Origin of the sequence: Arthrobacter sp. N199823 (assembly GCF_002929705.1) — a bacterium.
Classification (GTDB): domain Bacteria; phylum Actinomycetota; class Actinomycetes; order Actinomycetales; family Micrococcaceae; genus Specibacter.
Genome location: NZ_PJIN01000010.1, coordinates 68212 through 91153 on the forward strand (window position 1 = coordinate 68212; position 22942 = coordinate 91153).

Below are 22942 nucleotides of genomic sequence, written 5' to 3' on the forward strand. Positions count from 1 at the left end.
GGCGAAGGAAAGCCCTTTAATGCTCAATTGGGGTGGGCCCTGACACTGTCCGCGATGTGTTTAGCCGTTGTTTCTAGGGCGTCGTTGTGGCAGCAAGGTCACGCCGTCGGGCACTGGAGGCAGGCCCGTAAAGGTGCACACGATGTCCACCCAGGCATCCAAGTGCGCACTCATGTCCCGGCCCTCGGGTGTCCATGAGGCTCGTAACTCAATGTCAATGGAATCCGGTCGAGATGCCAGTGAGCCGTACGATTCCGAGAGGATGCGTGTGGCAGTACCGCCGGCGTTGCTGTACCGGGCGCGGTGCTCTTCGAGGGATTCGACCAGCCACGCCCAGGCAACGTTGCCCAGTAGGGAGTCGTTGCCAATGTCTGGCTCGAGCTGCGCCCGAATGTACGTGACAATCCGGAAGGTGCCGCCCCAGAGATCGGAGCCGTCGGGGTCATGTAAAAGGATGAAGCGGCCCGTGGCCAGTTCCTCGCCCTCTACGAGGACTTCGGCACCAAGGGCTACGCGATAAGGGGCCAGCCGGACGGGAGCCGGTACTTCCGTTAGCGTCAGCTCACTGCGATGCGGGGCAGCGCGCAATCCGGCCAAGGCTTCTTTGAAGTCAGCAGGTAGCTGGAGATCGTGGCTCACATCTGCAGGCTACGACCGGAGGGGGTCAAAGTGAGGAAGGCGCGCCGGATCGGCCGGTTCTGACGCGCCGGACGGGTGCAGCTGCACCAGTCCAGCGCGCCAACAAGGACCGCTGCTAGCCCTGAAGTTCCTTACGAACTGCAGCTGCAAACATGTCAATGTCCGCTTCTGTGGTGTCGAAGGAACACATCCAGCGAACTTCTCGTGCCGCCGGATCCCAGTCGTAGAACTTGAAGTCCTGGCGCAGCCGGTCAGCCACGCCCTCGGGCAGAATGGCGAAGATTCCGTTGGATTCGGTGGCCTGGGTGCACTGCACACCTGGCAAATCCTCCACAGCAGCCCGCAGCTTCGCCGCCATGGCGTTGGCATGGCCAGCCGAACGCAGCCAGAGATCATCGCGGAGCAGCGCCAGCACCTGGGCTGAAATGAAGCGCATCTTGGAGGCCAGCTGCATGTTCATCTTGCGCAGGTAAATGAGTCCGTCGGCCGCGGTCGGGTTCAGCGCCACAATGACTTCGCCAAACATGATGCCGTTCTTGGTCCCACCAAAAGACAGCACGTCAACGCCGGCATCGGAGGTGAATTCGCGCACCGGAACACCCAAGTAGGCAGCCGCATTCGCCAACCGGGCACCATCCATGTGGACCTTCATGCCCAAGGAATGGGCGTGATCGCAGATGGCGCGGACTTCCTCCGGGGTGTAGCAGGTGCCCAGTTCGGTGGTCTGCGTGATGGACACGGCCAGCGGCTGGGCGCGGTGCTCGTCACCAAAACCCCACGCTTCCATGTCGATGAGTTCCGGGGTGAGTTTGCCATCGGGGGTAGGGACGCTGAGCAGTTTCATCCCGCCCACGCGCTCCGGGGCACCATTTTCGTCGTTGTTGATGTGGGCCGTGGCCGCGCACACCACAGCACCCCAGCGCGGCAGCAACGACTGCAGACCCACCACATTGGCGCCCGTGCCGTTAAACACGGGGAACACGTCCACTTCTTTTCCGAAGAGTGTGCTCATCTCCTCGCGCAGCCGGGCGGTGTACACATCCTCGCCGTACGCCGTCTGGTGCCCACCATTGGCTGCGACCAGGGCTTCAAGGACTTCCGGGTGGATGCCGGAGTAGTTATCTGAGGCGAAACTGCTCACAGAGGGGTCATGGAGTTGTGCGTCGAAGTTCACGATGCCTTTCAGGTTATGAGTTGCTGTCAAGAATAATGCGTGCACCGTTGAGCTGCGCACCTGGTGTGCTGAAGAGCTCCGCCACGGCCGCCCCAAGTACGGAGACGTCAGTGAATCCGGGGAAGCGGCGTTCGGGGGAGCGGGCGCGCATGGCATCATCGAGCAGAGCTTTCACCACAAGTACGACGCCGGCCGCCCCACCTTCCGTGGACCCTACGCCGGCCGCTGTCCCTGCTCCAGACTCGGAACCGGTCCCAGCCGCGAAACCAGCAGCCACCGAGCGCAGCCATGTTTCCGCCGCCGCCTTGATCGAGGCGTAGTTGGCGTCACCAGCGCCTGGGGCGGTCACGGTAGTGGAGGAGACAATGGCCAGCCGGCCCACAGGTGAGGCCGCCAGATCGTCGTAGAACGCCCGGCTCGTGGTGCGCAGCGTGGTCAACACGGTGGTGTGCAGGAAATCCCAATCGGCGTCGCTTTGACCCGTGATCCCCTTCCCGCCTCGCCAACCGCCCACCAGATGGATCAGGCCGTCCACGGGCCCGAAGCCCTCGTGGATGTCGGCCACCAGATCGGCCACGTCGTCGGGATCGGCCAAATTGCACACCAGGGGGACGGCACCGGGGGTGAGTTCGGCCGCCGCCCGGATCCGTCCGGCGTCGGACCCTACACTCAGCACACGCATACCAGCGCCAAGCAGGGCGCGAGCCACAGCGACACCGGCGGCACTGCTGCCGCCGGCGATCACTACCAAAGGACTGTTCATGCCACCAACACTACCCACCTAAGCGGCGCTGGTGCCGGTCATGCCAGCCGTGGAATTGATGACGGCGCGCATCTTCTTATCCAGCGCTTCGTAGAACATGGAGAGCGGGAATTCATCATCCATGACCTGATCGGTGATCTCGCGCAGCGGCGCCGCCAAGGGCAGCGCAGCAGGACCCTTCGCCCAGGTGGATGCCGGGTTCGGGGTAAGCGTGGCCGAGACCAGCTCATACGCGGCCAGCCAATGTGCCAGCTTGGGCCGGTCGATCGAGCGCCAGTACAGCTCCTCGATTTCATGTCCCAGCGCGATCACTACTGCCGGCACCTCTGCCCAGTCAATGGTCAACTTGGTGTCGGTCCAGTGCAGAACATGGTGCTGGTGCAGCCACGCAAACAGCAACTGCCCTCCCAGCCCGTCGTAGTTTCGAACGCGCGTTCCGGTGATGGCAAAACGGAAAATCCTGTCAAAAATGACAGCATATTGGACCAGTTTGGCGTGCTTGCGAGCCTCGGGGGAGGCGCTCAAATCAGCCTCCACGGCCACCGATTCGCGGTAGGCAGTGAGATCGCAGCGCAGTTCCTCCAGCGAATACAGGAAGTACGGCATGCGCTGCTTGATCATGAACGGGTCAAACGGCAAATCGCCGCGCATGTGGGTCCTGTCATGGATGAGGTCCCACATGATGAACGTTTCCTGCGTCAGGGATTGGTTCTCCAGAAGTTCGACGGCATCCGCTGGCAATTCCAGCCGGGTCACCTCAGCGGCCGCCTGGACCACGCGGCGGAACCGGGCTGCCTCGCGGTCCTGGAAAATGGCCCCCCAGGTGAAGGTGGGGGTTTCTCGGACAGAGACGCTTTCCGGGAACAGGACGGCGGAGTTGCTGTCATAACCAGGGGTGAAATCTATGAAGCGAAGCGGAACAAAGAGCTTGTTGGAGTAGCTGCCAGCTTCCAGCTCGCCAATGAATTCTGGCCAGAGGGTTTCCACCAGCACGGCCTCCACGAATCGGGACGTGGAGCCGTTCTGCGTGTACATAGGGAACACCACCAAATGCCCCAGTCCGTCGATGCGGTTCTCCTGCGGGTTGAACGCCAACAGGGAATCCAGGAAGTCAGGGACGCCCAGGCCCGCCGCGACCCAGTTGTTGAAGTCGGCCACGGCCAGCTCCAAATAGCGGGCGTCATGCGGGAAGTGCGGGGCCAGGGCGTCCATGGACGCGGTGATGGTGGCGATCAGTGCCGTTGCGGTGCCGTGATCGCCCGCCACCGGCACGGAACCGTCCTTGATCTGCAACTGCTGCAAATCCGTGGCGGCCGCTTTCAGCGCAAGCCACGCAGGGCTCTTGGCCACGTCGGCATAGTTGAAAGTGCTGGTGGCGTTGCTGCTGTCCATCATGAGGGTCATGGCCGGCGTCCTTGGCTCGTCGGGTACCGGATGAAAACCGGTGAGATTAAATCCGAGCGTAGCAATGGAATAGCAAGGCTAATGCAAAAACGGCCTGAGCATAAGAGACTCTTGGTCTCGGTGGCTTTAGGGCGCTTCTGGCGACAGTTCCCGTGGGCCCTCACGCAAGGTCATGGAGATGGAATTAATGCAGAAGCGTTCATCCGTTGGTGTGTCGTAGCCTTCACCCTTGAACAAGTGACCCAGGTGCGAATCACAGGACATGCAGCGCACCTCGATGCGTTCCATCCCCAGAGATTTATCGTGCAGGTACCGCACAGAGCCGTCTGCCAACGGCGCAAAGAAGGACGGCCAGCCGCAGTGCGAGGAGAACTTTTCCTTGGACGTGAAAAGTTCAGCGCCGCAGGCACGGCATTCGTACACGCCTTCCTGCATGGAGTCCCAGTACTCCCCGGTAAAGGGACGTTCGGTGCCGGCTTGGCGCAGCACCTGATACTCGGCCGGGGTGAGTTCTTCACGCCACTGCGCATCACTCTTGACAACGGCGGGGGCAACGGGCACGGCGGAATTCTCAGAACTGTTCATATTCATGTCAACGTTCAGGAGTCGCCAATAAATCCCGAATCCGAGTACAAATGCAAAACCGGCAGCCCCAGCTTGCGTTGTGCCTGATGAGCCCAGTCCTGGCGGAAGGTGTCGGCCACGGCATGCGGGCGGGTAATCACCACTGCTTGCCGGGCATCAGCTTCGGTGACCTTGGCAACCAAGGAGGCAACGGCGTCGCCCTCGGCAACAGCGCCTGTTGCCGTAACGCCCGCGTCTGCGAGCACTGCCAAGGAGGTGGCAAGGGTTTGCGCAGCCTCGGTTTGGACCGTGTCGGCATCCGGCTTCTCGCGGAATTCACGCAGGGCGCCGGGCACATCAAGCATGGTCAGTTGGTCGATCACGTCCACGAAGAGGTTCCGATGCGTGTCCGCCGGCACCAGCAGCACCAGCTCCACATCGTCCCCCGGTTCATAAAGGTTCGTGATATTCGCTACGTCCGTGGACGTCAGGGGTTCTTCGGTCAGAATGATGATTGTCTCGCTCATTGCACCAGCTTAGGCGTCCATGCACCATAAACAATGGCAGGGCTCAAAGTTGTGCGAAGAAAGTTACGAATGTCCCCGGTGTGCCGCTCGACGGGCCGCCGGGCAGTGGGCACAATGGTGGCATGGCTACCTCTTCGCAGCAGTCCAATCCCTGGCTCAAGTGGGGTGCCCTCGGTGCCGCCGCAGCCGGGGCCTCCGCCGTAGTAGTGGTGACGGCAACATCAGCCCTGGCCGCCTACTTTGCCCGACGCATCGTGACGCCGGAGAAGCAGCGCGCTGACGATGTGGCCGTCCTGGCCGTCATCTCCGACGGTCCCACACTGCAGATCGTGCTCGAAGCCACCCCGGATACCATCATTGAAGGCACCTACGGGCTGTTCTTCAACAACAGTGCCGCCCACGCGGTAATTGGCCGGATCCTCTCCTACGTCCCGCGCGAAGGCAGCGTCACCCGCGAGGTCCTCTCCGTCCACGGCGGCGAGCTGCGGACCGCCACGGCCGGTTGGTGGTCCGGCAATCTCTACTCCCATCCCGAGGAAATGGGGCTGGCGTTCGAGGACGTAACCCTCAATCTTCCCGACGGTCCCGCCCCCGCTTGGCTGTTGCCGGCCCAATCACCCGGAGCCACGTGGGCCATCATGGTGCACGGCCGTGGCGCCACCCGTAGCGAGGGTCTGCGCGCGGTCCCCACCGCTCACCGTCTGGGTATGAATGCCCTCTTGATTTCTTATAGGAACGACGGCGATGCCCCCGCCGCACGGGACGGCCGGTATGGGTTGGGGGTCACCGAGTGGGCCGATGTTGAGGTAGCTATTGAGTACGCCATTGCCCACGGCGCCAAGGATGTGGTGCTGTTTGGCAACTCCATGGGCGGGGCCATCAGCTTGCAAACAGCGGATGTGGCCCGGAACCGCAAACATGTTCTGGCGCTCGTGTTGGATGCTCCCGTCATCAACTGGGTTAACGTCTTGGCACATCAGGCGCAGCTGAACCGCATCCCGAACTTCATTGGTCAGTATGGCGCAGTGATGCTCACGCACCCGCTGGGGCGGCGGATCACGGGCTTGGCTGCGCCCGTGGATCTCAAGAGCATGGATTGGGTGACACGAGCCGTGGAGTTGCGGACGCCGTCCTTGATTCTGCACAGCATTGACGATGACTTTGTGCCTTATGAACCCACCGCGGAACTGGCAAAGCGGAATCCCGAAATGGTGACTTTTGAACCGTTCTCCAAGGCCCGGCACACGAAGGAATGGAACGTGGACCCGGAGCGGTGGGAAAGCGTCGTGGAAACCTGGCTGGCACCCCGCTTGGGTCAGCACAGTCTGCCCCGCAGTTAGGTCTGCCGAGTAGTTTGGACCGTTGCGTTGGATACCAGTAACCAGTAACGTCTAGCGGCGCAGCGAGGTGGGCAGCAGCGCAGCTTGCTAGGGGCGCGTTGGGCTACCGATTTTTGCCGTTGTGGCCTTGGTAATGGTGATCAGATCCCTCGGGGCGAGCTCAATGTCGAAGCCGCGGCGGCCACCGGAAACCAGAATGGTCTGGTGGTCCAGCGCAGATTCATCCAGCACGGTGGGGGAGGGCTGGCGCTGGCCGATGGGCGAGATGCCCCCTAGGACATAGCCGGTGCGGCGTTGTGCAGCAGCGGGGTCCGCCATGGCGGCCTTCTTATGACCCAACGCTTGTGCCAAGGCCTTCAGATCCAGGGTTCCACTCACAGGCACAATAGCAACGGTCAGAGTTCCCGCCACATCCGTCATGAGGGTCTTGAACACCCGGGCCGGCTCGATCCCCAACACTGTGGCGGCCTCGATGCCGTAGTTGGTGTTACTGGGATCGTGGTCATAGGGGTGAGCGGTAAAACTAATACCAGATTTAGTGAGGGCGACTGTTGCCGGAGTGCCGGTGCCCGCGGCAGTGCTTTTCTTGGCCATGGCTTCCATTATCGCAGCACAAAGCCCCGCCTCTCCGACGTGGTGTGTCAGGGAAACGGGGCCTTGAAGCAACAACGCAAGGCCAAGCGGTCCAGCTCAAACTGTCTAGCCGCGACGGCCCAGCCTAAGCGGCCGGGCGCAGCCCACCATTGATCTTGCGCTTGACGCGACCCAGCATGGCGGACATGCCGCGCATGCGCAGCGGTGAAATAGCGCGAGTCAGTCCCAACTGTTCGGGCATATCATCCGGTACGGCGAGGATCTCTGCGGCGGTCAAACCGTCAAGGCCCTCAAGCAAAACCGAGGCGAAGCCGCGCGTGGTGGGGGCCTCGGGCGGTGCCTGGAAGAACAGACGCACCACCTCGCCGTCGTCCGTCTTTTCTGACTCCACGGTCAAAAACAGTGGCGACTGGCATTCCACCACCTGCTCGAGGAGCTCGGGGTGATCCTTGAGCCGGTCCGGTAAGGGGGGCAGCGACTTGGAGAAGTCCAGCAGCAGTGTGAGCCGGTCCCGTTCCGTCAGTTCCTGGAAATCCTTGACGATCTCGGCCAATGCAGTTGGAAGGGCTTGTGAAGTAGTCATCGACTAAAGCGTACGTTTCTTTTCTGTTGGGTGTAAAACGTGGAGGTTAGTTGGCCGAGGTGGGGAGTTCGCCGCGCTCGGTGCCCACGGCGATGGGAACGCGAACGGCGTTGCCCCACTCGGTCCAGGAACCGTCGTAGTTGCGAACGGTCTCGAAGCCCAGCAGGTACTTCAGTGCGAACCACGTGTGGCTGGATCGCTCGCCGATGCGGCAGTAAGCAACCACGTCATCGCCGGGAACCAATCCGGCTTCGCCCAGGTACAGTGCCTCGAGTTCTTCGCGTGTGCGGTAGCTGCCGTCGTCGGCGGCGGCGCGGGCCCACGGGATGGAGGCGGCGGTGGGGATGTGACCGCCACGCAGCGTGCCTTCCTGGGGGTAGGCCGGCATGTGGGTGCGTTCACCCGTGTATTCCTCGGTGGAACGGACATCGATGAGCGGCTTGCCCAGGTGCGCCAGGACGTCTTCCTTGTAAGCGCGGATGGGGGCGTCGTTGCGCTCCACCACCGGGTACTCGGAGGACGGCGTCACTGCGGTGGCCTCAGTGGTGAGCTCGCGGCCTTCGGCAATCCACTTGTCGCGGCCGCCGTCGAGCAGGCGAACATCTTCGTGACCGAACAGGGTGAAGACCCAGAGTGCATAGGCGGCCCACCAGTTGGACTTGTCCCCGTACACAATAACTGTGGAATCACGGGAGATGCCCTTGGCCTGGGCGAGCAGCGCAAAAGCCGCGCCGTCAATGTAGTCGCGAGTTACGTCGTCGTTCAGGTCCGTGTGCCAGTCAATTTTGACGGAACCGGGAATGTGACCGGTTTCGTACAGGAGCACGTCCTCATCGGATTCAACCACCACGATGCGCCCGTCCGTTGCTGCGCCGTCGGCCAAGGCTTCGGCCAGCCATTTGGTGGAGACCAAGCGCTCCGGATGGGCGTATGCGGCGAACTTCTCGTTTGTTTCTACTGCAACTGGCATGATGCCCCTATCTCTTATGTCGACACTCAGAGCTGGTGCCGTCCGGGAATTCCGGGCCGTTTCCTCCAGCAGTGAGGGGAAGATTGGCCTGCCGCCTCACGAGTGGGCAGCAGCTGAACCTCTCAATCAGCGTAACCACCAGAGACCCCCAAAGCTTCCTTTCGTTAACGCAACGCAATATGCCGTGGGTATTCTTAGGGAAGTGATGTGTGGGCTACATTTGATGGCCCGTTCAAAAATTCTTGATGATCGGAAATGTTTCTTGGTACAGGTTGAGCAACTTTCCACGCGCCGCCCAGCGGTTTCAGTGGATGAACTGCTGGCGGGCTTCGTCCCATCGCCGCGATTTGGCGACGTATCCTTCGGCAGCTACCGTCCGGATCCTTCACAACCCTCGCAGTCTGAGGCTGTGACGCTGCTCCAGGATTTCGCCAAGAGTTCGGCGAAGAAGCAGGCCGGTGGAGGATTGCGGAAATTGTTCGGCGGCAAGGCCAAAGCCAAGGCCAACAGCACCGGGCGTGCCGGAATTTACCTTGACGGTGGATTCGGCGTCGGCAAGACCCACCTCTTGTCATCGTTGTGGCATGAGGTTGAAGGCCCTAAAGCCATCGGTACTTTTGTGGAGTACACCAATCTGGTGGGCGCGCTGTCGTTCCGCAAGACAGTGGAGGCACTTAGCTCCTACAAGCTGGTGTGCATTGACGAGTTTGAACTCGATGACCCGGGAGACACCGTCTTGATGTCCCGCCTCATGCGTGAATTGGCCGACGCCGGCGTCAGGCTTGCCGCTACCTCCAACACGCTGCCGGGCTCTTTGGGTGATGGGCGTTTTGCTGCCGTTGATTTCAAGCGGGAAATCCAGGTATTGGCTGACCAGTTTGAGATCCTGCATATTGATGGCGAGGACTTCCGCCACCGCGGGCTGCCCACACCCCCGGAGCCTGTTGCCAACAGCGACCTTGATGCGCGGATGCGCCGGGACTTCGCTGGGAGCACGGTGGCCGTTGATGATTTCAGTGTCCTGGTGGACCACCTGGCAGGCGTGCACCCCTCTCGCTACCGGCAGATGCTCTCCGACATCGACGCGGCGGTGTGGCGCAACGTCCACACCATCACCGAACAATCGGTGGCTCTGCGCTTTGTGGTGCTGGCCGATAGGTTGTACGACAAGGATGTGCCCATCCTGGCCAGTGGAGTTCCCTTGGACCAACTGTTCACCCCTGAAATGATGACAGGTGGCTACCAGAAGAAATACTTCCGAGCCGTCTCGCGTCTGACTGCCCTGGCCCGTGAGGCCCAGGAAATCGGAGACCGCCAGCCTGTTGGCTGACGGAGGCTCCTTGCCTTGCTTGACCCTTGCTTGGCCCTCGCTTGACCTCGCGTTGCTTGACCCCTGCTTGGCCCTGAGCTTTACGTAGCTGGCTCCGGGGTAGGTGCGGCTCTTCGCTACCTTCTTTTAGCCTTGCTTGCGGAAACGCGAAAGGCCCCGGTGCCGTCTCTCGACGGTACCGGGGCCTTCTTTGACGCCATTCAACAGGGCGAAGGGGTCAGGCTACTTGTTGCCTGCGCCATCGATAAAGTTTGACGCGGCTTGCTGGACTCCGTCCACCTGATCCTTGAACTTGTCGCCGGTCTTCCCGTCAACAAAGTCACCGGCCTTCTCGATGCCACCCTTGATGGCATCTTCGTTACCGTTGATCAGTCCTTCGGCCTTGCCCTTGATATCGTCAAAAATAGACAACAGACACCTCCCTTCGCTCCTGGGGCCATTGGCGCCCCAACTTTTCTTAGCCTAGTGTCTGCGCTCACGTTGTCAACGATATTTCCGGCATTTTTGCCGACAGCTGACACGATCCGGGCAGGCTACGGGTCGATTTGCCGCCTCTAATCACCTTGAGTGTCCACTTAACGTACGGTTGGAGCCGTTTCTGGCCCGAAAACGTACGTTAAGTGGACACTCGAGGCTGGTGCAGGGCCGAAAGCCGGGATTCTGGGCTACTAGGGGCGGCGTTACTCGTGGGTCCTGCGTCTGGAGGGCGGCGTTACTCGTGGGTCCTGCGTCTGGAGGGCGGCGTGACTCGTGGAAGCTACGTCTGACGGGTGGTTGCGTGGCTCGATGGTTCGGCGAGGCGGAGTGACGGTCGATTTACCGCCTCTAATCACCTCGAGTGTCCACTTAATGTACGTTTGGAGCCGTTTCTGGCCCGAAAACGTACGTTATGTGGACACTCGAGGCTGGTGCAGGGCCGAAAGCCGGGATTCTGGGCTACTAGGGGCGGCGTTACTCGTGGGACTTGCGTCTGACGGGCGGCTGCGCGGCTCGGGGCGGCGCTCGGTTAGTCCTGAGGGTTGCTCCAGTCTTTAGGCCGGGTTCCCAGGAAGCTGTTGGTCTTGAACGTGTGGATGAGGCGCTTGATGGTGCCCATCAGACAGACTGCGCCGCCGCCCACCACCGCCAGCAGCAGCGCCACGAGCACAGCGGTATTCTCTGAACTGCCAGGAACAAGAGGGGTTGCCATGAGTCCGGCAAGCCCCAACACCATGATCGAACCGCCGATCAGCATCAGTTTCGTTCCGGGGCGTGTTACTACTTTTTCAGTCATGCACCAGATCTTAGTCGGCGTGAGCGGCTGTCCAGCTGCGGTAAGCCGCCGATCCTCGCCCCGCAACAGGGCACGAAAAAGCCCTCGTGATCAGCGTTTGTGCTGGTCAGGAGGGCTTTTTACTTGGTGGGCGATACTGGGTTCGAACCAGCGACCTCTCCGGTGTGAACGGAACGCGCTACCACTGCGCCAATCGCCCAATCCATGACACGCACCCATTGGGTGTGTGGTGGTTGGTGCGTTGAAAACAATAGCTCAAACTTTCCCCTACTCATAATCGCTGTCTTCGAATAAGGGTCGACGGCGGCCGGGTCACGGACGGCGCCTCTAGAGGGTCCGGTCATGACGCATATGGCTGCCGCCCGTGGCCGTTGGAATCGTGAGCGGGCAGAGTTGGCAATGAGAAGCGAAGACGTGGCGTTTCCCAGCCCGCGCCGCTGGAATCCGGGCGGATAGACGTGAGGGGAGTGGCCGGCGTCGTAATTCATGAGACTGGCAGCGGAGCCAAGGAGGCGCGGAGGCTGCGCCAGATGAGCTGCGATGTGACGAGGGCCTCAGGCGCAATTTCTTCCACAAAGGCCCAAAATGAGCCAAAATCGTCCAGAATGGGCGCCAAATGACACCCTTGTAATTCGAATAATGCAGGCGAGATCCGCGCCAATTCAACGAACCGCGACCTTTTGTGTGGCCCAAGCAGCTTCGGGGGAGTGTTCGATTTGGTGTTTGGGATTCTGCTCATGTAATGTTTTCACCGCAGCAACACGGACTACCGAAGCGGAAACGCAAACGGTACAAAATGAAGCTCATGTGGTCGTAGCTCAGCTGGTAGAGCACCACCTTGCCAAGGTGGATGTCGCGAGTTCGAATCTCGTCGACCACTCGCATTACATTGTTCAGTATTCACGGTGGGGTGGCCGAGAGGCGAGGCAACGGACTGCAAATCCGTGCACACGGGTTCGAATCCCGTTCCCACCTCCATGGCTGATCCAGAGTATGTTGCTGTATAGTACAGCGGGATGCCTTGGGCGATTGGCGCAGCGGTAGCGCGCTTCCCTGACACGGAAGAGGTCACTGGTTCGAACCCAGTATCGCCCACGAATGAACTCCAGCGTTCATTTGTTGTATGTAGTACATGTGGTCGTAGCTCAGCTGGTAGAGCACCACCTTGCCAAGGTGGATGTCGCGAGTTCGAATCTCGTCGACCACTCGGATTGTTGTGTGACTGCCGGAATCCTTTACGGTTCCGGCAGTTCCATGCAAGAGACCAAAGTTTCATGAAAATGAAAACTATGGGCGATTGGCGCAGCGGTAGCGCGCTTCCCTGACACGGAAGAGGTCACTGGTTCGAACCCAGTATCGCCCACGAATGAAATATCAGCATTCATTCGAAGTATGAAGTGTGTAGTACCTGTGGTCGTAGCTCAGCTGGTAGAGCACCACCTTGCCAAGGTGGATGTCGCGAGTTCGAATCTCGTCGACCACTCCAAGAGAGAAATGCCGGAATCCTTAGGGTTCCGGCATTTTTCATTTCTCAACAGTTTGAGTCCCGGAACAACTTGTCCACAGCCCGCGGCCCAGAGCAGCCGCGGTGTGGGACGGAAGTGGAATAGTAGAGGCATGACAGCTCCAGCTTTGGCACACAGCACAGAATTAGGGCGCATGTACGCCCGTTCCCTGCAGGACCCGCCCAAGGTCCCCTCCATCACCACAGTTATTGGGCAGCAGTCCACCTCCTTGGAGGGATGGATTGGCTACATGGCGGCAACAGCCGTCTCAAAACACCCCGACCTGAGCTCCGCGGTGGGAAATCCGGGCCAACTGCGCACCGTGGTTCGGGACAGCTCCAACGCTGCTGAACAGTTCCGCGATGCCGCGGCGGCTCGTGGCGATCGCGTTCATAACTACTGTGAGCAGGTAGCCCTGCGCGCCTTGGATATGCCTCATCAGCTGGCAGAGGCCAAGGAGGCGCTGGCTGAAAACGGCGAAGAGAACTTTGCGCTGCGCTTTGACCACTGGTGGAGTGAATACAAAGTCCAGCCGTTACGCCCTGAAATCACCGTTTGGAATGAAACTCTGGGCTATGCCGGGACCTTGGACCTCGTGGCGACCATTGGCGGGCGCCTGTGCATCATCGACTACAAGACCAAGGGCACCGACCGCAATGGTCAGGTCAAGAGTCTGGATGCCAAGGTGGTCATGCAGCTGGTGGCCGGCATGAAGGCCGAAGAATCCATTGTTGATGAGGCCGCCGGCACTTGGGAGGCGTGGAAATACGGTCAAGACCCCATCCTGCTCGGGGTGGCGATTGGCGAAACAGAAGTCCGTACCCTGCAGGCCAACCCGCAGGTCCTCAAAGCACACTGGTTCAAGTTCGCTTCATTGCGGCGAGTGTGGCAAACCTCATTGGACGCGGCCGAAGCAGGCACTCCTTTGCTCGATATTGCGCCTCCCGGGCAGTAACCGCCAACTAGACTTGTCCCAATGCAGTTCCATAGGCCTGATTCGGCCTGCGTCAATTCCAAAGTGAGGTGCCCTCCCATGGCCATCCTGAGCATTCGCATCATCGGCGACCCTGTCCTGAGAACAGTTGCCGAGGAAGTGAGCGAATTTGGCCCTGAGCTGGCCAAACTGGTTGATGACATGCATGAGACCATGCGTGATGTGCGCGGTGCCGGCCTGGCTGCACCCCAGATTGGCGTCAACAAGCGCATCTTCACATACTCCGTGGATGGCCACGATGGTCACATCATCAATCCTGTGCTGGTGGCCAGCGACGATTTTGCCCCCGGTGAGCCCGAAGGCTGCCTCTCTGTGCCCGGGCTAGGTTACACCGTGGCCCGCCACCGCTGGGTGCGCATCACCGGTGTTGACGTGCATGGTAAGCCGTTGGATATGGAAGCCACCGGCACCTTGGCCAAGTGTTTCCAGCACGAAACAGATCACCTCAACGGCAAGCTCTACGTAGACCGCCTGGACGGCGAGGACCGCAAAGACGCGCTCCGGGCCATTCGCATGGCCAACTACCACGAGGTCACTGACGAAACAGTTGCCAAGCGCGCCAAGACCGTGGGCTCCGCCTTTGGTGGCTCCTCTGCTGCTGGTGCTGGAGCCGCCCAATGAGGGTCCTCTTTGCCGGAACCCCCGCCGTAGCGTTACCGTCCCTAGAAATCCTCCGTGAGGCAGGGCATGAGATTGTCGCCGTCCTGACGCGCCCTGACGCGCCGTTGGGCCGCAAAAGGGTCATGACGCCGTCGCCCGTTGCCGCCCGCGCACAGGAACTAGGCCTACCGGTCATTAAGGCTGACAAGATCGACGCCGAGGCTGCCGCGGCCATCGCCGCAGCCGCACCTGAGGTGGCTGCCATTGTTGCCTACGGCGCCTTGATCCCGGCATCCGCGCTGACACTGCCCACTCACGGCTGGATCAACCTGCACTTCTCGCTCCTGCCCGCCTGGCGCGGCGCGGCACCCGTGCAACACTCGGTCATTAATGGCGATCAGATCACCGGCGCCTCCACGTTCCTGCTCGAAAAAGGGCTGGACACCGGCCCTGTCTACGGCACCATGACCGAGTCGATTCGGCCTACTGACACCAGTGCCGCCTTGCTGGAACGGCTCTCGCACAGCGGAGCAATCTTGTTGGCACAGACCATTGACGGGCTCGGCGCTGGCGCCCTGAGCGGAGTTCCCCAACAAGGTGAGATCACGCTGGCACCCAAGCTCACACTCGAGGACGGCCACGTGGCCTGGGGCGAACCCGCCTTGGCCATCAACCGCCGCATCCGAGGCGTCACCAGCGAACCCGGAGCCTGGACCATGCTGGCCGGACAGCGTTTCAAGCTCGGACCGGTGCTGATGCGTCCGGACGTGAGTGAGCTGGCCCCCGGGCAGCTGCTTGTCACCGGGAAAAACGTCTTGGTGGGTACCGGATCGCACGCGGTGGAACTCGTTGACGTGCAGCCTGCAGGCAAAAAACTTATGAAGGCAACAGACTGGGCCCGCGGCCTGGGCAACAAGGAAGATGTGGTGTTTGAATGACCAGCGAGCAAGGCGGGCGTTCCAGCCACCAGAGCAGCCAAAGCAACAGCCAGGGTGGCGGAGTTCGGCGTCGTGATGATTCCGGGCGCGAACGTAACCGCAGCACCGGCCGCAACAAGACCGAGACAGCACCCGGCCAGCGCACCCGCGTGGCCGACCCCGCACGGTTGGTGGCCTTTGAGGTGCTCCGCGCCGTCTCAGCCGATGACGCCTACGCCAACCTGGTGCTGCCGGCCCGCATCCGCAAGCATGGATTGGACCGCCGTGACGCCGGTTTCGCCACCGAACTGACGTACGGTGCTCTGCGTGCGCAGGGCACCTATGACGCCATTTTGGCCACCTGCGTTGACCGCCCGCTCAGCGAGTTGGACCCTGCCATCCTGGACGCGCTGCGCATTGGTGCCCACCAGCTCATGGCCATGCGCGTTCCCACCCACGCCGCCTTGGATCAGACCGTTGGCTTGGCCCGCGCCGTCATTGGCGCCGGACCGTCGGGTCTGGTCAACGCCGTGCTGCGCAAGGTTGCCGCCAAGGAACTGCCGCAGTGGCTGGAGCAGCTCACCGAAGGCATGAGCGACGAGGTCAAGATTGCCTCCATCGAGCACGCACACCCCGAGTGGATTGTCCGCGCGATGCGCCAGGCACTGGTGGCTCACGGCCGCGACGTCTCCGAGATCACGGCCCTGCTGGAAGCCGACAACGCCGCCCCCGTGGTCAACCTTGTCGCCCTGCCCGGCCTGGGTGATCTCTCCGAAGCGTTCGACGCCGGCTTCACCCCGGGCGAGCTCGTGGCCGATTCGGCGCTCTCATCCGGAGGCGATCTGGGCCGCCTGGACAGCGTCCGTGATGGCAGCGTCCGCGTTCAGGATGCCGGCTCCCAGCTGGTGGCCCGTGCCTTGGCGGCCGTGATGATTTCAACCGAGAAGGCCGACGGCGAGGAGCGCTGGCTCGATCTGTGCGCCGGCCCCGGTGGCAAGGCAGCCCTCCTGGCTGCTCTCGCCGCCGAGCAGGACGCCTGGTTGCTGGCCAACGAGCCTGCTCCGCACCGCGCCAAGCTCGTTTCCCAGGCACTGGCCGCCGTCCCGCAGGACAGCTGGACGGTACGCACCGGCGACGGCCGTGACATTGGCAAGGAACATCCCAACGCCTTTGACCGGATCCTGGTCGATGCCCCGTGCACCGGTCTGGGAGCCCTGCGCCGCCGGCCCGAGTCGCGCTGGCGCCGGAAGCTCTCCGATGTCACCGAGCTGGGCCCGCTGCAGCGTGAGCTGCTCACCTCGGCCCTGGACGCCGTCAAGCCCGGGGGAGTGGTGGCCTACGTGACCTGTTCCCCCCATATTGCCGAGACCATCGCCGTGGTGGAAGACGCCATGCGTAAGCGCCCGGAGCTGGAACTGATCGATGCCGGTGCCGCCCTTGACGCTGTCAGCCTCAGCGGATCTGTGGAAGCCGGCAACACCACCTCCGCCGTTTCCGGGCACCGGATGATGGCTCAGCTGTGGCCCCACATTCACCAGAGCGATGCCATGTTCTTGGCGCTGATCCGCAAGAACTAGCACTACCGCCACCCGTTCAATAGTCCCCGCTGAGTCCCCGCTTAGTAGTCTCCGCAGAATAGATGAGGTAACGTCCGTGAGCCGCCCACCCCTTGCATGCTGCATCAACCCCAGCATCCTCTCCGCTGACTTTGTGAATCTACAAGCGGAACTTGCCCGGATTTCCAATGCCGACGCCGTTCACGTTGACGTCATGGATAACCGCTTTGTGCCGAACCTGACCATCGGACTGCCCGTGGTGGAACGGATTCAGCAGGTCAGCCCCGTCCCGTTGGATGCACACCTGATGATCGCCGAGGTGGACCGCTGGGCACCGCTCTATGCCGATGCCGGCCTGGACTCTGTTACGTTCCATGTCGAAGCATCAGATGCCCCCATTAAACTGGCTCGGGAACTGCGGGCGAGGGGCGCGAAGGCGGGCATGGCGCTGCGCCCGGCAACCGCCGTCGAACCTTATTTGGACATGCTCGAAGAGCTCGACATGTTGCTCATCATGACTGTGGAGCCTGGCTTTGGCGGGCAGGCATTTTTGGACGTGACGTTGCCCAAGATCCGACGCGCCCGTGCGGCCATTGAGGGTAGCGGAGTCAATGTCGCCATCCAGGTTGACGGCGGTATCACCGAGGAAACCATCACCCGCGCAGCCGAGGCCGGCGCTAACGTGTTCGTCGCCGGCTCCGCCGTGTATGGCAAGGCATCGCCTGCGGAGGCCATCGAGTCCCTGCGCGCCAAGGGCCAGCTGGCCTTCGGCTAACTGCTGGTCATAGAGTGCGGGCGTGCAGGGAATAAACCCGGTGCGCCCGCACTTGTCTATCCATGAAGCTTGGCACCATAAAAAGTGTCATAATAAGAAAAAGTCGCCCGCAACCGCGGGTGCGCAAATGCAGTAGCACGTGCTCCGGGGTCGGTGTAATTCCGAACCGGCGGTTATAGTCCGCGACCCGCGCGCAGCCAGCTGGCAACAGCCTGGCAGCGCACGGTTGATCTGGTGAAATTCCGGAACCGACAGTTAAAGTCTGGATGGGAGAAGCACGATACAGTCTTGGCCGTCAGGTCAGGGGTGTGGTGGAGGCAAGCAAGAAATCCATCGACATCCTTGTACCCTGCGCGCCTTGTCCGTACGTTACCCCCCGGAGCCATCGCGGTCTCGAAAGGGCAAGGTAACGATGGACTTTCTGCGATGGCTCTTTGACGCCAAACTAGAATTCGCCGGCGGCGGGTTCCTCCTCTGGCGCGAAGTCATAGGCAATCTTTTTGGGCTCGCCAGCGCCCTCGGCGGCATGCGCCGTAAAATCTGGGCGTGGCCGGTGGGCATCATAGGCAACGCACTGCTCTTCACCGTCTTCATGGGCTCGGTCTTCGGCTCGGCCGATCACGTGAATTTGCTGGGTCAAGCCGGCCGCCAAATCATGTTCATCGCCGTCTCTATTTATGGCTGGCAGCGCTGGAATCAGACCCGCCACCAGAAGAACGACGACGGCGCTCACGTAGGCGATGCCGTTGAGCCTCGCTGGGCTGGAGCCCGGGTACGGTGGCTCCTGGTGGCGGCCATGGTCGGTGGTACGGCCATCCTCACCCCCATTTTCACAGCCCTAGGTTCTTACGAACCGGTATGGGCCGACGCCTGGATCTTCATGGGTTCGCTGCTGGCCACTTACGGCATGGCCAAGGGCTGGGTGGAGTTCTGGCTGATCTGGGTCGCCGTGGATCTGGTAGGCGTGCCGCTGCTTTTCAGCGCCGGATATTACGCCTCCGCCTTCATGTATGTCTTCTACGGTGCATTCACTTTGGTTGGTTTCTTCGTATGGTGGAGGGTGCGGCGCACCACAGATGCCGTAGCCCGGAAAGTGTCAGTGGACGCAACGTTCCCTGACATCACTGTGAGCAACACGGCGAGCAAGAGAGAGGCCACAAAATGAACTTCGGCACAATAGATGATGATTCCTTCAAGAATGAGCCCGAACACTTCACCTCCGCGGAGATTCTGGGCATGGAAACGGCGCTCTCTGCAGCCCGTCAGGGCGTGCGCAGCTCCAACCCGCTGGTGGGTGCTGTCATCATTGACGCCGACGGAACGTTTTTGGCCATTGGCCATCACCGGGGGGCTGGCACGGCCCATGCCGAGGCTGACGTCATCAACAGGCTGCTCGGCACGGGCGTCAAGCGGGACCTCTCTGCTGCAACCCTCATTGTGACCCTGGAACCGTGCAGTCATGTTGGCCGCACAGGTCCATGTACCCAGGCCATCTTGGATGCTGGGATCGGCAACGTGGTCTATGCCGTAGCGGACCCGCACATGCCGGCTGCCGGTGGGGCGCAAATCCTCCGCAATGAAGGCATCAACGTACGCATGGGGCTCATGGCCGCAGAAGCAGAGGACCTCAACCGCCGCTGGTTCGTTGCTGTCCGGGAAAACCGTCCGTTCATCACGGCGCGACTCGCTCAGACCGTTGACGGCCGGATAGCCGCCGTTGACGGCACCAGCCAGTGGATCACTTCACAGGCTTCACGGCAGGACTCGCATGAATTGCGGGCCCGGGTGGACGCCATTGTGGTGGGGACCGGAACCGTCATGGCCGATAACCCGCGCCTGACAGCTCGGGCAGCCGATGACTCAGACGCGGCACAACAACCGCTGCGAGTGGTCATGGGCATGCGTGAGATCCCGGCGGACGCCGCCGTGAGGGGCGTCCAAGGCACCCCAAGTAGCCCGGACCGCTTAGGTGATGACGACTTCCTGGCCCTACACACTCACGATCCTGCCGCCGTCGTGCGTGAACTCCACGGCCGCGGGGTGGGCCACCTCATGATTGAAGGTGGCGCGCTCATTAATGCCGCGTTCCTCGCCCAAGGGCTGGTTGATGAACTAGTGGTCTACCTGGCCCCAACCCTTCTGGGATCCGGCATTCCCGCCCTGACCGATCTGGGGATCGGCACGCTTGCTCAGGCACAGCGCTGGGAATGGGATGCCACCACAACCGGACCCGTGGAACTGTTGGGTCCGGACTTGAAATTGACGCTGATGCCGGCCAAGGTGCCCGCCAGCGAGCAAGGAAACTGACATGTTTACTGGAATTATTGCGGGCCGGGGCATAGTCCTGAACCTGTTGAACGCACCCGAATCAGGCAGCGCCGTACTGGTTCTTGAAGCCGGTGCGCAGCTGGACGGTCTGGAATTGGGCGGATCCCTGGCCGTCAACGGTGTGTGCCTGACGGCCACCCGGCTGGTGGGGGACACCATCGAGATGGATGTCATGGGCGAGACCCTGACACGGACCACCACCGGCGGTCTCGTCACCGGAGATTTGGTCAACCTGGAACGCTGCGTGCCTGCTGGCGGGCGACTCGACGGACACGTGGTCCAAGGCCATGTGGATGGCACCGGTGCACTGCTGGAGCGGGAAGACCTCGGCAACTGGGAGCGGCTACGTTTCTCGATCCCGGCAGAGCTCTCCCGCTATGTTGCCGAGAAGGGCTCCATTGCTATTGATGGTGTTTCGCTGACAGTGACGGCGGTGAGTCCTGCCGCCGAACCCGAACAGTGGTTTGAGGTGGGGCTGATTCCGGTCACACTAGCCAACACCGGCTTGGGCGAGAAGGTACCCGGCGGTGCCGTCAACTTGGAGGTTGACGTGCTGGCCAAATACACCGCCCGGCTGCTGGAATTCCGTGCTGTGGCCGATTCTCAGGCCCCGGTCCAGGTTCCGACGTCTACGGACGGTGCGTCATGAGTACCATTCTTGATCCTGTTCCACTCGCCATTGCGGCGATGGCGCGTGGTGAGGCCGTAATAGTGGTGGATGACGAGGACCGGGAAAACGAAGGCGATATCATCTTCGCCGCCCAGCACAGCACCCCCGCCCTGATGGGGTGGACCATTCGTTACAGCTCCGGCGTCATTTGCATTCCCATGGATGATAACCATGCGGACGCTTTGGCTCTCCCGCCCATGGTTGCTGTCAATCAGGATGCCAAAGGCACTGCCTACACCGTTAGCTGCGATGCAGCAGACGGCATGTCGACCGGTATCAGCGCTACTGACAGGTCACTGACGGCGCGCGTCTTGGCGGACCCGCTGTCCACATCGGCGTCCATTACACGCCCCGGCCACATCTTCCCGCTGCGGGCCGTTGCTGGGGGAGTGCGCCAGCGCCCTGGGCATACGGAGGCTGCCGTCGAACTGTGCAAACTGGCAGGCTGCGAGCCCGTGGGTGTCATTGCCGAAGTGGTCGATGACAGCGGTGAAATGGTGCGCCTGCAGGGTCTGCGCCAATTTGCCGACGACAACTCTCTGGTCTTGATTTCCATTGCAGAGCTGGTGTCTTATCTTGCGGCTCTGGACACTGCTGCTCTGGGCGCTTCGACGCCGGAAGCTGATGTTCGCGTAACTGCTGAGGGCGACCATGTCTGAGGAATGCCTAGTCACCGGAGGGCCGGTAGTTGCCCTGCCAACCCGCTTTGGGACGTTTTCCGTTCAAGCGTGGATTGATGCAGGCACCGGTGCTGAGCATCTCAGCCTCAGCGCCCCGGGCGAATCTGTAACTGGCGAGTCAGCGGCAGATGAGCTCGGGGACGCGCTCCCTGTCGAGGCAGGCGTACCTCTGGTGCGGCTGCACTCGGAATGCCTCACAGGAGACGTGTTTGGCTCCTACCGTTGCGATTGCGGCGAACAACTGGACCACGCTCTGGAAGAAATACACCGCCGCGGCGGCACCTTGGTGTACCTGCGCGGGCATGAGGGCCGGGGGATTGGGCTCGCCAACAAGATCCGCGCCTACAGCTTGCAAGAGTCCGGAGCTGACACGGTGGAAGCCAACGAGCAGTTGGGCTTGCCTGTTGACGCGCGCGACTACTCGGCGGCTGCGGGTATTCTGGCCGCCTTGGGGCTCACTCGCATAGCGCTGCTGAGCAACAATCCCCTGAAGGAAGCCGATCTGGCCAGCCGCGGCATCGAGGTAGTGGCCATGGTGCCCGCCATGATCCCAGCCCGGACCGAGAACCTTCGTTATCTGGAGACCAAGCGGGACCGCATGCACCATGCGCTCACGCTGGACGATTCAAGCGCTTCGCAGAGCGCAGTAGCAACCCACACCATCAGTGACACAACGGAAGGACCCACAGTATGAGCGGCCACGGAGCACCTGTTATTGGATTTGACCCGGCAGAAAAGTCACAGGCGGCGGGGCTGAAGCTAGCCATCATTGCCGCCAGCTGGCACACAGAAATTATGGACGGATTGTTGGCAGGTGCCTTGCGAGGTGCAGCCGAGGCCGGCATTGAAAACCCTGTGGTTGTCCGGGTCCCCGGCAGCTTCGAACTGCCCGTTGCGGCGGCCCGTCTGGCGCCGAAGTTTGACGCCGTCGTGGCCCTCGGCGTGGTTATCCGTGGCGGGACGCCGCACTTTGAGTACGTGTGCCAGGCTGCCACCATGGGCTTGACCGATGTCAGCACTCGCACTGGCGTCCCCGTGGGCTTCGGTGTGTTGACCTGCGATACCGAAGAACAAGGCATTGCCCGCGCCGGGTTGCCGGGCTCGGTGGAGGACAAGGGACACGAGGCTGTCACGGCCGCGCTGGCCACCGCGCTGACGCTGGCAGGCCTGGGCGTTTAGCCTGCCCGGTACGTTGACCTTGGCAGCCCTGGGCATTTGGCTGACCTTGGCACTTTGAAGCTGTGTCTGGTTACGCGGCAACGGTGCGCCACTCTTGGAGTGGCGCACCGTTACCGCTTAACTGCGCGCGTCTTCTGAGCTGCCAACCACTTGGGGTGTTTATGCGCCGAGCTCGGACTGGGTTCTGCGCATAAGGTCAGTGGCTACGGTGGATGGCCGGCTCTGTGGGTTTATGCGCCGAACTGGGACTGGGTTCTACGCAGGAGTGTTTACGCGCCGAGCTTGCCGCGGGTTGTGCGCATAAGGTGCGTGGCTACAGTGGAAAGCCGGCTCTGTGGGGTTATGCGCGGAGCTCGGACTGGGTTGTGTGCATAGGGTCCGTGGCTACAGTGGCTGGCCGTCTCTGTGAGGTCATGCGCCGAACTGGTACTGGGTCCTACGCAGGAGAGTTTATGCGCCGAACATGCCGCGGGTTCTGCGCATCAACGAAGTATCGACGCCCCGCAGCTGCACCTTGACGGGCACGCGGCGTCAGTGCTGCCAACCGCCAGCAGTGTCCGCATGCTGGACTTCGGCC

At 61.6% G+C, this 22942-nt stretch carries 24 protein-coding genes, 7 tRNA genes and 1 riboswitch; of the genes, 19 read left to right on the plus strand and 12 right to left on the minus strand.

What is annotated here, in order from left to right; translation table 11 throughout:
* Nucleotides 1–60 precede the first annotated feature (60 nt).
* The 6 genes from CXQ93_RS17060 to CXQ93_RS17085 all read right to left on the minus strand — a co-directional run bounded on the left by CXQ93_RS17060 (nucleotide 61) and on the right by CXQ93_RS17085 (nucleotide 5071).
* On the minus strand, nucleotides 61–639 hold the full coding sequence (locus CXQ93_RS17060; RefSeq protein ID WP_104111623.1) for a DUF3000 domain-containing protein: 579 nt from the start codon (nucleotides 637–639) through the stop codon (nucleotides 61–63).
* Nucleotides 640–754: 115 nt separating this feature from the next.
* A complete protein-coding gene (locus CXQ93_RS17065; protein WP_258069090.1) occupies nucleotides 755–1843 on the minus strand; it encodes a low specificity L-threonine aldolase in 1089 nt (362 codons plus the stop codon).
* Nucleotides 1827–2576 (minus strand): SDR family oxidoreductase, encoded by a 750-nt coding sequence (locus CXQ93_RS17070; protein WP_104111663.1) that lies wholly within the window; start codon nucleotides 2574–2576, stop codon nucleotides 1827–1829. The genes CXQ93_RS17065 and CXQ93_RS17070 overlap by 17 nt, the downstream gene beginning before the upstream one ends.
* A gap of 18 nt (nucleotides 2577–2594) precedes the next feature.
* A complete protein-coding gene (locus CXQ93_RS17075; protein WP_104111664.1) occupies nucleotides 2595–3968 on the minus strand; it encodes a DUF6421 family protein in 1374 nt (457 codons plus the stop codon).
* 138 nt (nucleotides 3969–4106) lie between these two features.
* Nucleotides 4107–4565 carry a peptide-methionine (R)-S-oxide reductase MsrB gene (msrB, locus tag CXQ93_RS17080; RefSeq protein WP_104111624.1) on the minus strand — a complete coding sequence of 153 codons (459 nt, stop codon included), beginning with the start codon at nucleotides 4563–4565 and terminating at the stop codon, nucleotides 4107–4109.
* A 14-nt stretch (nucleotides 4566–4579) separates the two neighbouring features.
* Nucleotides 4580–5071 (minus strand): hypothetical protein, encoded by a 492-nt coding sequence (locus CXQ93_RS17085; protein WP_104111625.1) that lies wholly within the window; start codon nucleotides 5069–5071, stop codon nucleotides 4580–4582.
* Between the two features lie 122 nt (nucleotides 5072–5193).
* On the opposite strand from CXQ93_RS17085, the gene CXQ93_RS17090 reads away from it, so the two are divergent.
* Nucleotides 5194–6411, plus strand: a complete 1218-nt coding sequence (locus CXQ93_RS17090; protein ID WP_104111626.1) for a S9 family peptidase — start codon at nucleotides 5194–5196, stop codon at nucleotides 6409–6411.
* Between the two features lie 87 nt (nucleotides 6412–6498).
* Here CXQ93_RS17090 and ybaK read toward each other — a convergent pair whose 3' ends face one another.
* From ybaK to CXQ93_RS17105, 3 genes are all read right to left on the minus strand, one after another.
* Nucleotides 6499–7005: a Cys-tRNA(Pro) deacylase gene (gene ybaK, locus CXQ93_RS17095; protein WP_104111627.1), complete on the minus strand. Its 507-nt coding sequence runs from the start codon at nucleotides 7003–7005 to the stop codon at nucleotides 6499–6501.
* 124 nt (nucleotides 7006–7129) lie between these two features.
* Nucleotides 7130–7588, minus strand: coding sequence for a SufE family protein (locus tag CXQ93_RS17100; RefSeq protein WP_104111628.1), 459 nt, complete (start codon nucleotides 7586–7588; stop codon nucleotides 7130–7132).
* A gap of 46 nt (nucleotides 7589–7634) precedes the next feature.
* A complete protein-coding gene (locus CXQ93_RS17105; protein WP_104111629.1) occupies nucleotides 7635–8558 on the minus strand; it encodes a sulfurtransferase in 924 nt (307 codons plus the stop codon).
* Nucleotides 8559–8820: 262 nt separating this feature from the next.
* Here CXQ93_RS17105 and zapE point away from each other — a divergent pair, with 262 nt between their 5' ends.
* Entirely contained in the window at nucleotides 8821–9888 is a 1068-nt protein-coding gene (gene zapE / locus CXQ93_RS17110) for a cell division protein ZapE (RefSeq protein WP_104111665.1), read from the plus strand.
* Between the two features lie 222 nt (nucleotides 9889–10110).
* Here zapE and CXQ93_RS17115 read toward each other — a convergent pair whose 3' ends face one another.
* The 3 genes from CXQ93_RS17115 to CXQ93_RS17125 form a co-directional block, all read right to left on the minus strand.
* Nucleotides 10111–10299, minus strand: coding sequence for an antitoxin (locus tag CXQ93_RS17115; RefSeq protein ID WP_104111630.1), 189 nt, complete (start codon nucleotides 10297–10299; stop codon nucleotides 10111–10113).
* A 595-nt stretch (nucleotides 10300–10894) separates the two neighbouring features.
* A complete protein-coding gene (locus CXQ93_RS17120; protein ID WP_146073248.1) occupies nucleotides 10895–11161 on the minus strand; it encodes a hypothetical protein in 267 nt (88 codons plus the stop codon).
* Nucleotides 11162–11285: 124 nt separating this feature from the next.
* Nucleotides 11286–11360 (minus strand) — tRNA-Val (locus CXQ93_RS17125).
* A 608-nt stretch (nucleotides 11361–11968) separates the two neighbouring features.
* Here CXQ93_RS17125 and CXQ93_RS17130 point away from each other — a divergent pair.
* From CXQ93_RS17130 to ribH, 17 genes are all read left to right on the plus strand, one after another.
* Nucleotides 11969–12041: transfer RNA gene (locus tag CXQ93_RS17130), tRNA-Gly, on the plus strand.
* 24 nt (nucleotides 12042–12065) lie between these two features.
* Nucleotides 12066–12139 (plus strand) — tRNA-Cys (locus CXQ93_RS17135).
* A gap of 45 nt (nucleotides 12140–12184) precedes the next feature.
* Nucleotides 12185–12256: transfer RNA gene (locus tag CXQ93_RS17140), tRNA-Val, on the plus strand.
* 39 nt (nucleotides 12257–12295) lie between these two features.
* Nucleotides 12296–12368, plus strand: a tRNA-Gly gene (locus tag CXQ93_RS17145).
* Between the two features lie 84 nt (nucleotides 12369–12452).
* Nucleotides 12453–12524: transfer RNA gene (locus CXQ93_RS17150), tRNA-Val, on the plus strand.
* A 47-nt stretch (nucleotides 12525–12571) separates the two neighbouring features.
* Nucleotides 12572–12647 (plus strand) — tRNA-Gly (locus tag CXQ93_RS17155).
* Between the two features lie 131 nt (nucleotides 12648–12778).
* Nucleotides 12779–13621, plus strand: a complete 843-nt coding sequence (locus CXQ93_RS17160; RefSeq protein ID WP_104111632.1) for a cytochrome — start codon at nucleotides 12779–12781, stop codon at nucleotides 13619–13621.
* Between the two features lie 78 nt (nucleotides 13622–13699).
* The gene (gene def, locus CXQ93_RS17165) at nucleotides 13700–14281 is read left to right on the plus strand and encodes a peptide deformylase (RefSeq protein ID WP_104111633.1); all 582 of its coding nucleotides are present in this window, start codon (nucleotides 13700–13702) and stop codon (nucleotides 14279–14281) included.
* On the plus strand, nucleotides 14278–15198 hold the full coding sequence (gene fmt, locus CXQ93_RS17170; protein ID WP_104111634.1) for a methionyl-tRNA formyltransferase: 921 nt from the start codon (nucleotides 14278–14280) through the stop codon (nucleotides 15196–15198). Before def ends, fmt begins: the two co-directional genes overlap by 4 nt.
* Nucleotides 15195–16754 (plus strand): RsmB/NOP family class I SAM-dependent RNA methyltransferase, encoded by a 1560-nt coding sequence (locus CXQ93_RS17175; RefSeq protein ID WP_104111635.1) that lies wholly within the window; start codon nucleotides 15195–15197, stop codon nucleotides 16752–16754. Before fmt ends, CXQ93_RS17175 begins: the two co-directional genes overlap by 4 nt.
* A gap of 76 nt (nucleotides 16755–16830) precedes the next feature.
* On the plus strand, nucleotides 16831–17508 hold the full coding sequence (rpe, locus tag CXQ93_RS17180) for a ribulose-phosphate 3-epimerase (protein ID WP_104111636.1): 678 nt from the start codon (nucleotides 16831–16833) through the stop codon (nucleotides 17506–17508).
* A 136-nt stretch (nucleotides 17509–17644) separates the two neighbouring features.
* A riboswitch (FMN riboswitch) is annotated at nucleotides 17645–17790 on the plus strand.
* Between the two features lie 130 nt (nucleotides 17791–17920).
* On the plus strand, nucleotides 17921–18673 hold the full coding sequence (gene pnuC, locus CXQ93_RS17185; protein ID WP_104111637.1) for a nicotinamide riboside transporter PnuC: 753 nt from the start codon (nucleotides 17921–17923) through the stop codon (nucleotides 18671–18673).
* Entirely contained in the window at nucleotides 18670–19815 is a 1146-nt protein-coding gene (gene ribD / locus CXQ93_RS17190) for a bifunctional diaminohydroxyphosphoribosylaminopyrimidine deaminase/5-amino-6-(5-phosphoribosylamino)uracil reductase RibD (RefSeq protein ID WP_104111638.1), read from the plus strand. Before pnuC ends, ribD begins: the two co-directional genes overlap by 4 nt.
* A gap of 1 nt (nucleotide 19816) precedes the next feature.
* Nucleotides 19817–20485: a riboflavin synthase gene (locus CXQ93_RS17195; protein WP_104111639.1), complete on the plus strand. Its 669-nt coding sequence runs from the start codon at nucleotides 19817–19819 to the stop codon at nucleotides 20483–20485.
* Nucleotides 20482–21165 carry a 3,4-dihydroxy-2-butanone-4-phosphate synthase gene (ribB, locus tag CXQ93_RS20715; protein WP_181036200.1) on the plus strand — a complete coding sequence of 228 codons (684 nt, stop codon included), beginning with the start codon at nucleotides 20482–20484 and terminating at the stop codon, nucleotides 21163–21165. Before CXQ93_RS17195 ends, ribB begins: the two co-directional genes overlap by 4 nt.
* Nucleotides 21158–21880, plus strand: a complete 723-nt coding sequence (locus CXQ93_RS20720; RefSeq protein ID WP_181036201.1) for a GTP cyclohydrolase II — start codon at nucleotides 21158–21160, stop codon at nucleotides 21878–21880. The genes ribB and CXQ93_RS20720 overlap by 8 nt, the downstream gene beginning before the upstream one ends.
* Nucleotides 21877–22365: a 6,7-dimethyl-8-ribityllumazine synthase gene (gene ribH, locus CXQ93_RS17205; RefSeq protein ID WP_104111640.1), complete on the plus strand. Its 489-nt coding sequence runs from the start codon at nucleotides 21877–21879 to the stop codon at nucleotides 22363–22365. Before CXQ93_RS20720 ends, ribH begins: the two co-directional genes overlap by 4 nt.
* Nucleotides 22366–22942 lie beyond the last annotated feature (577 nt).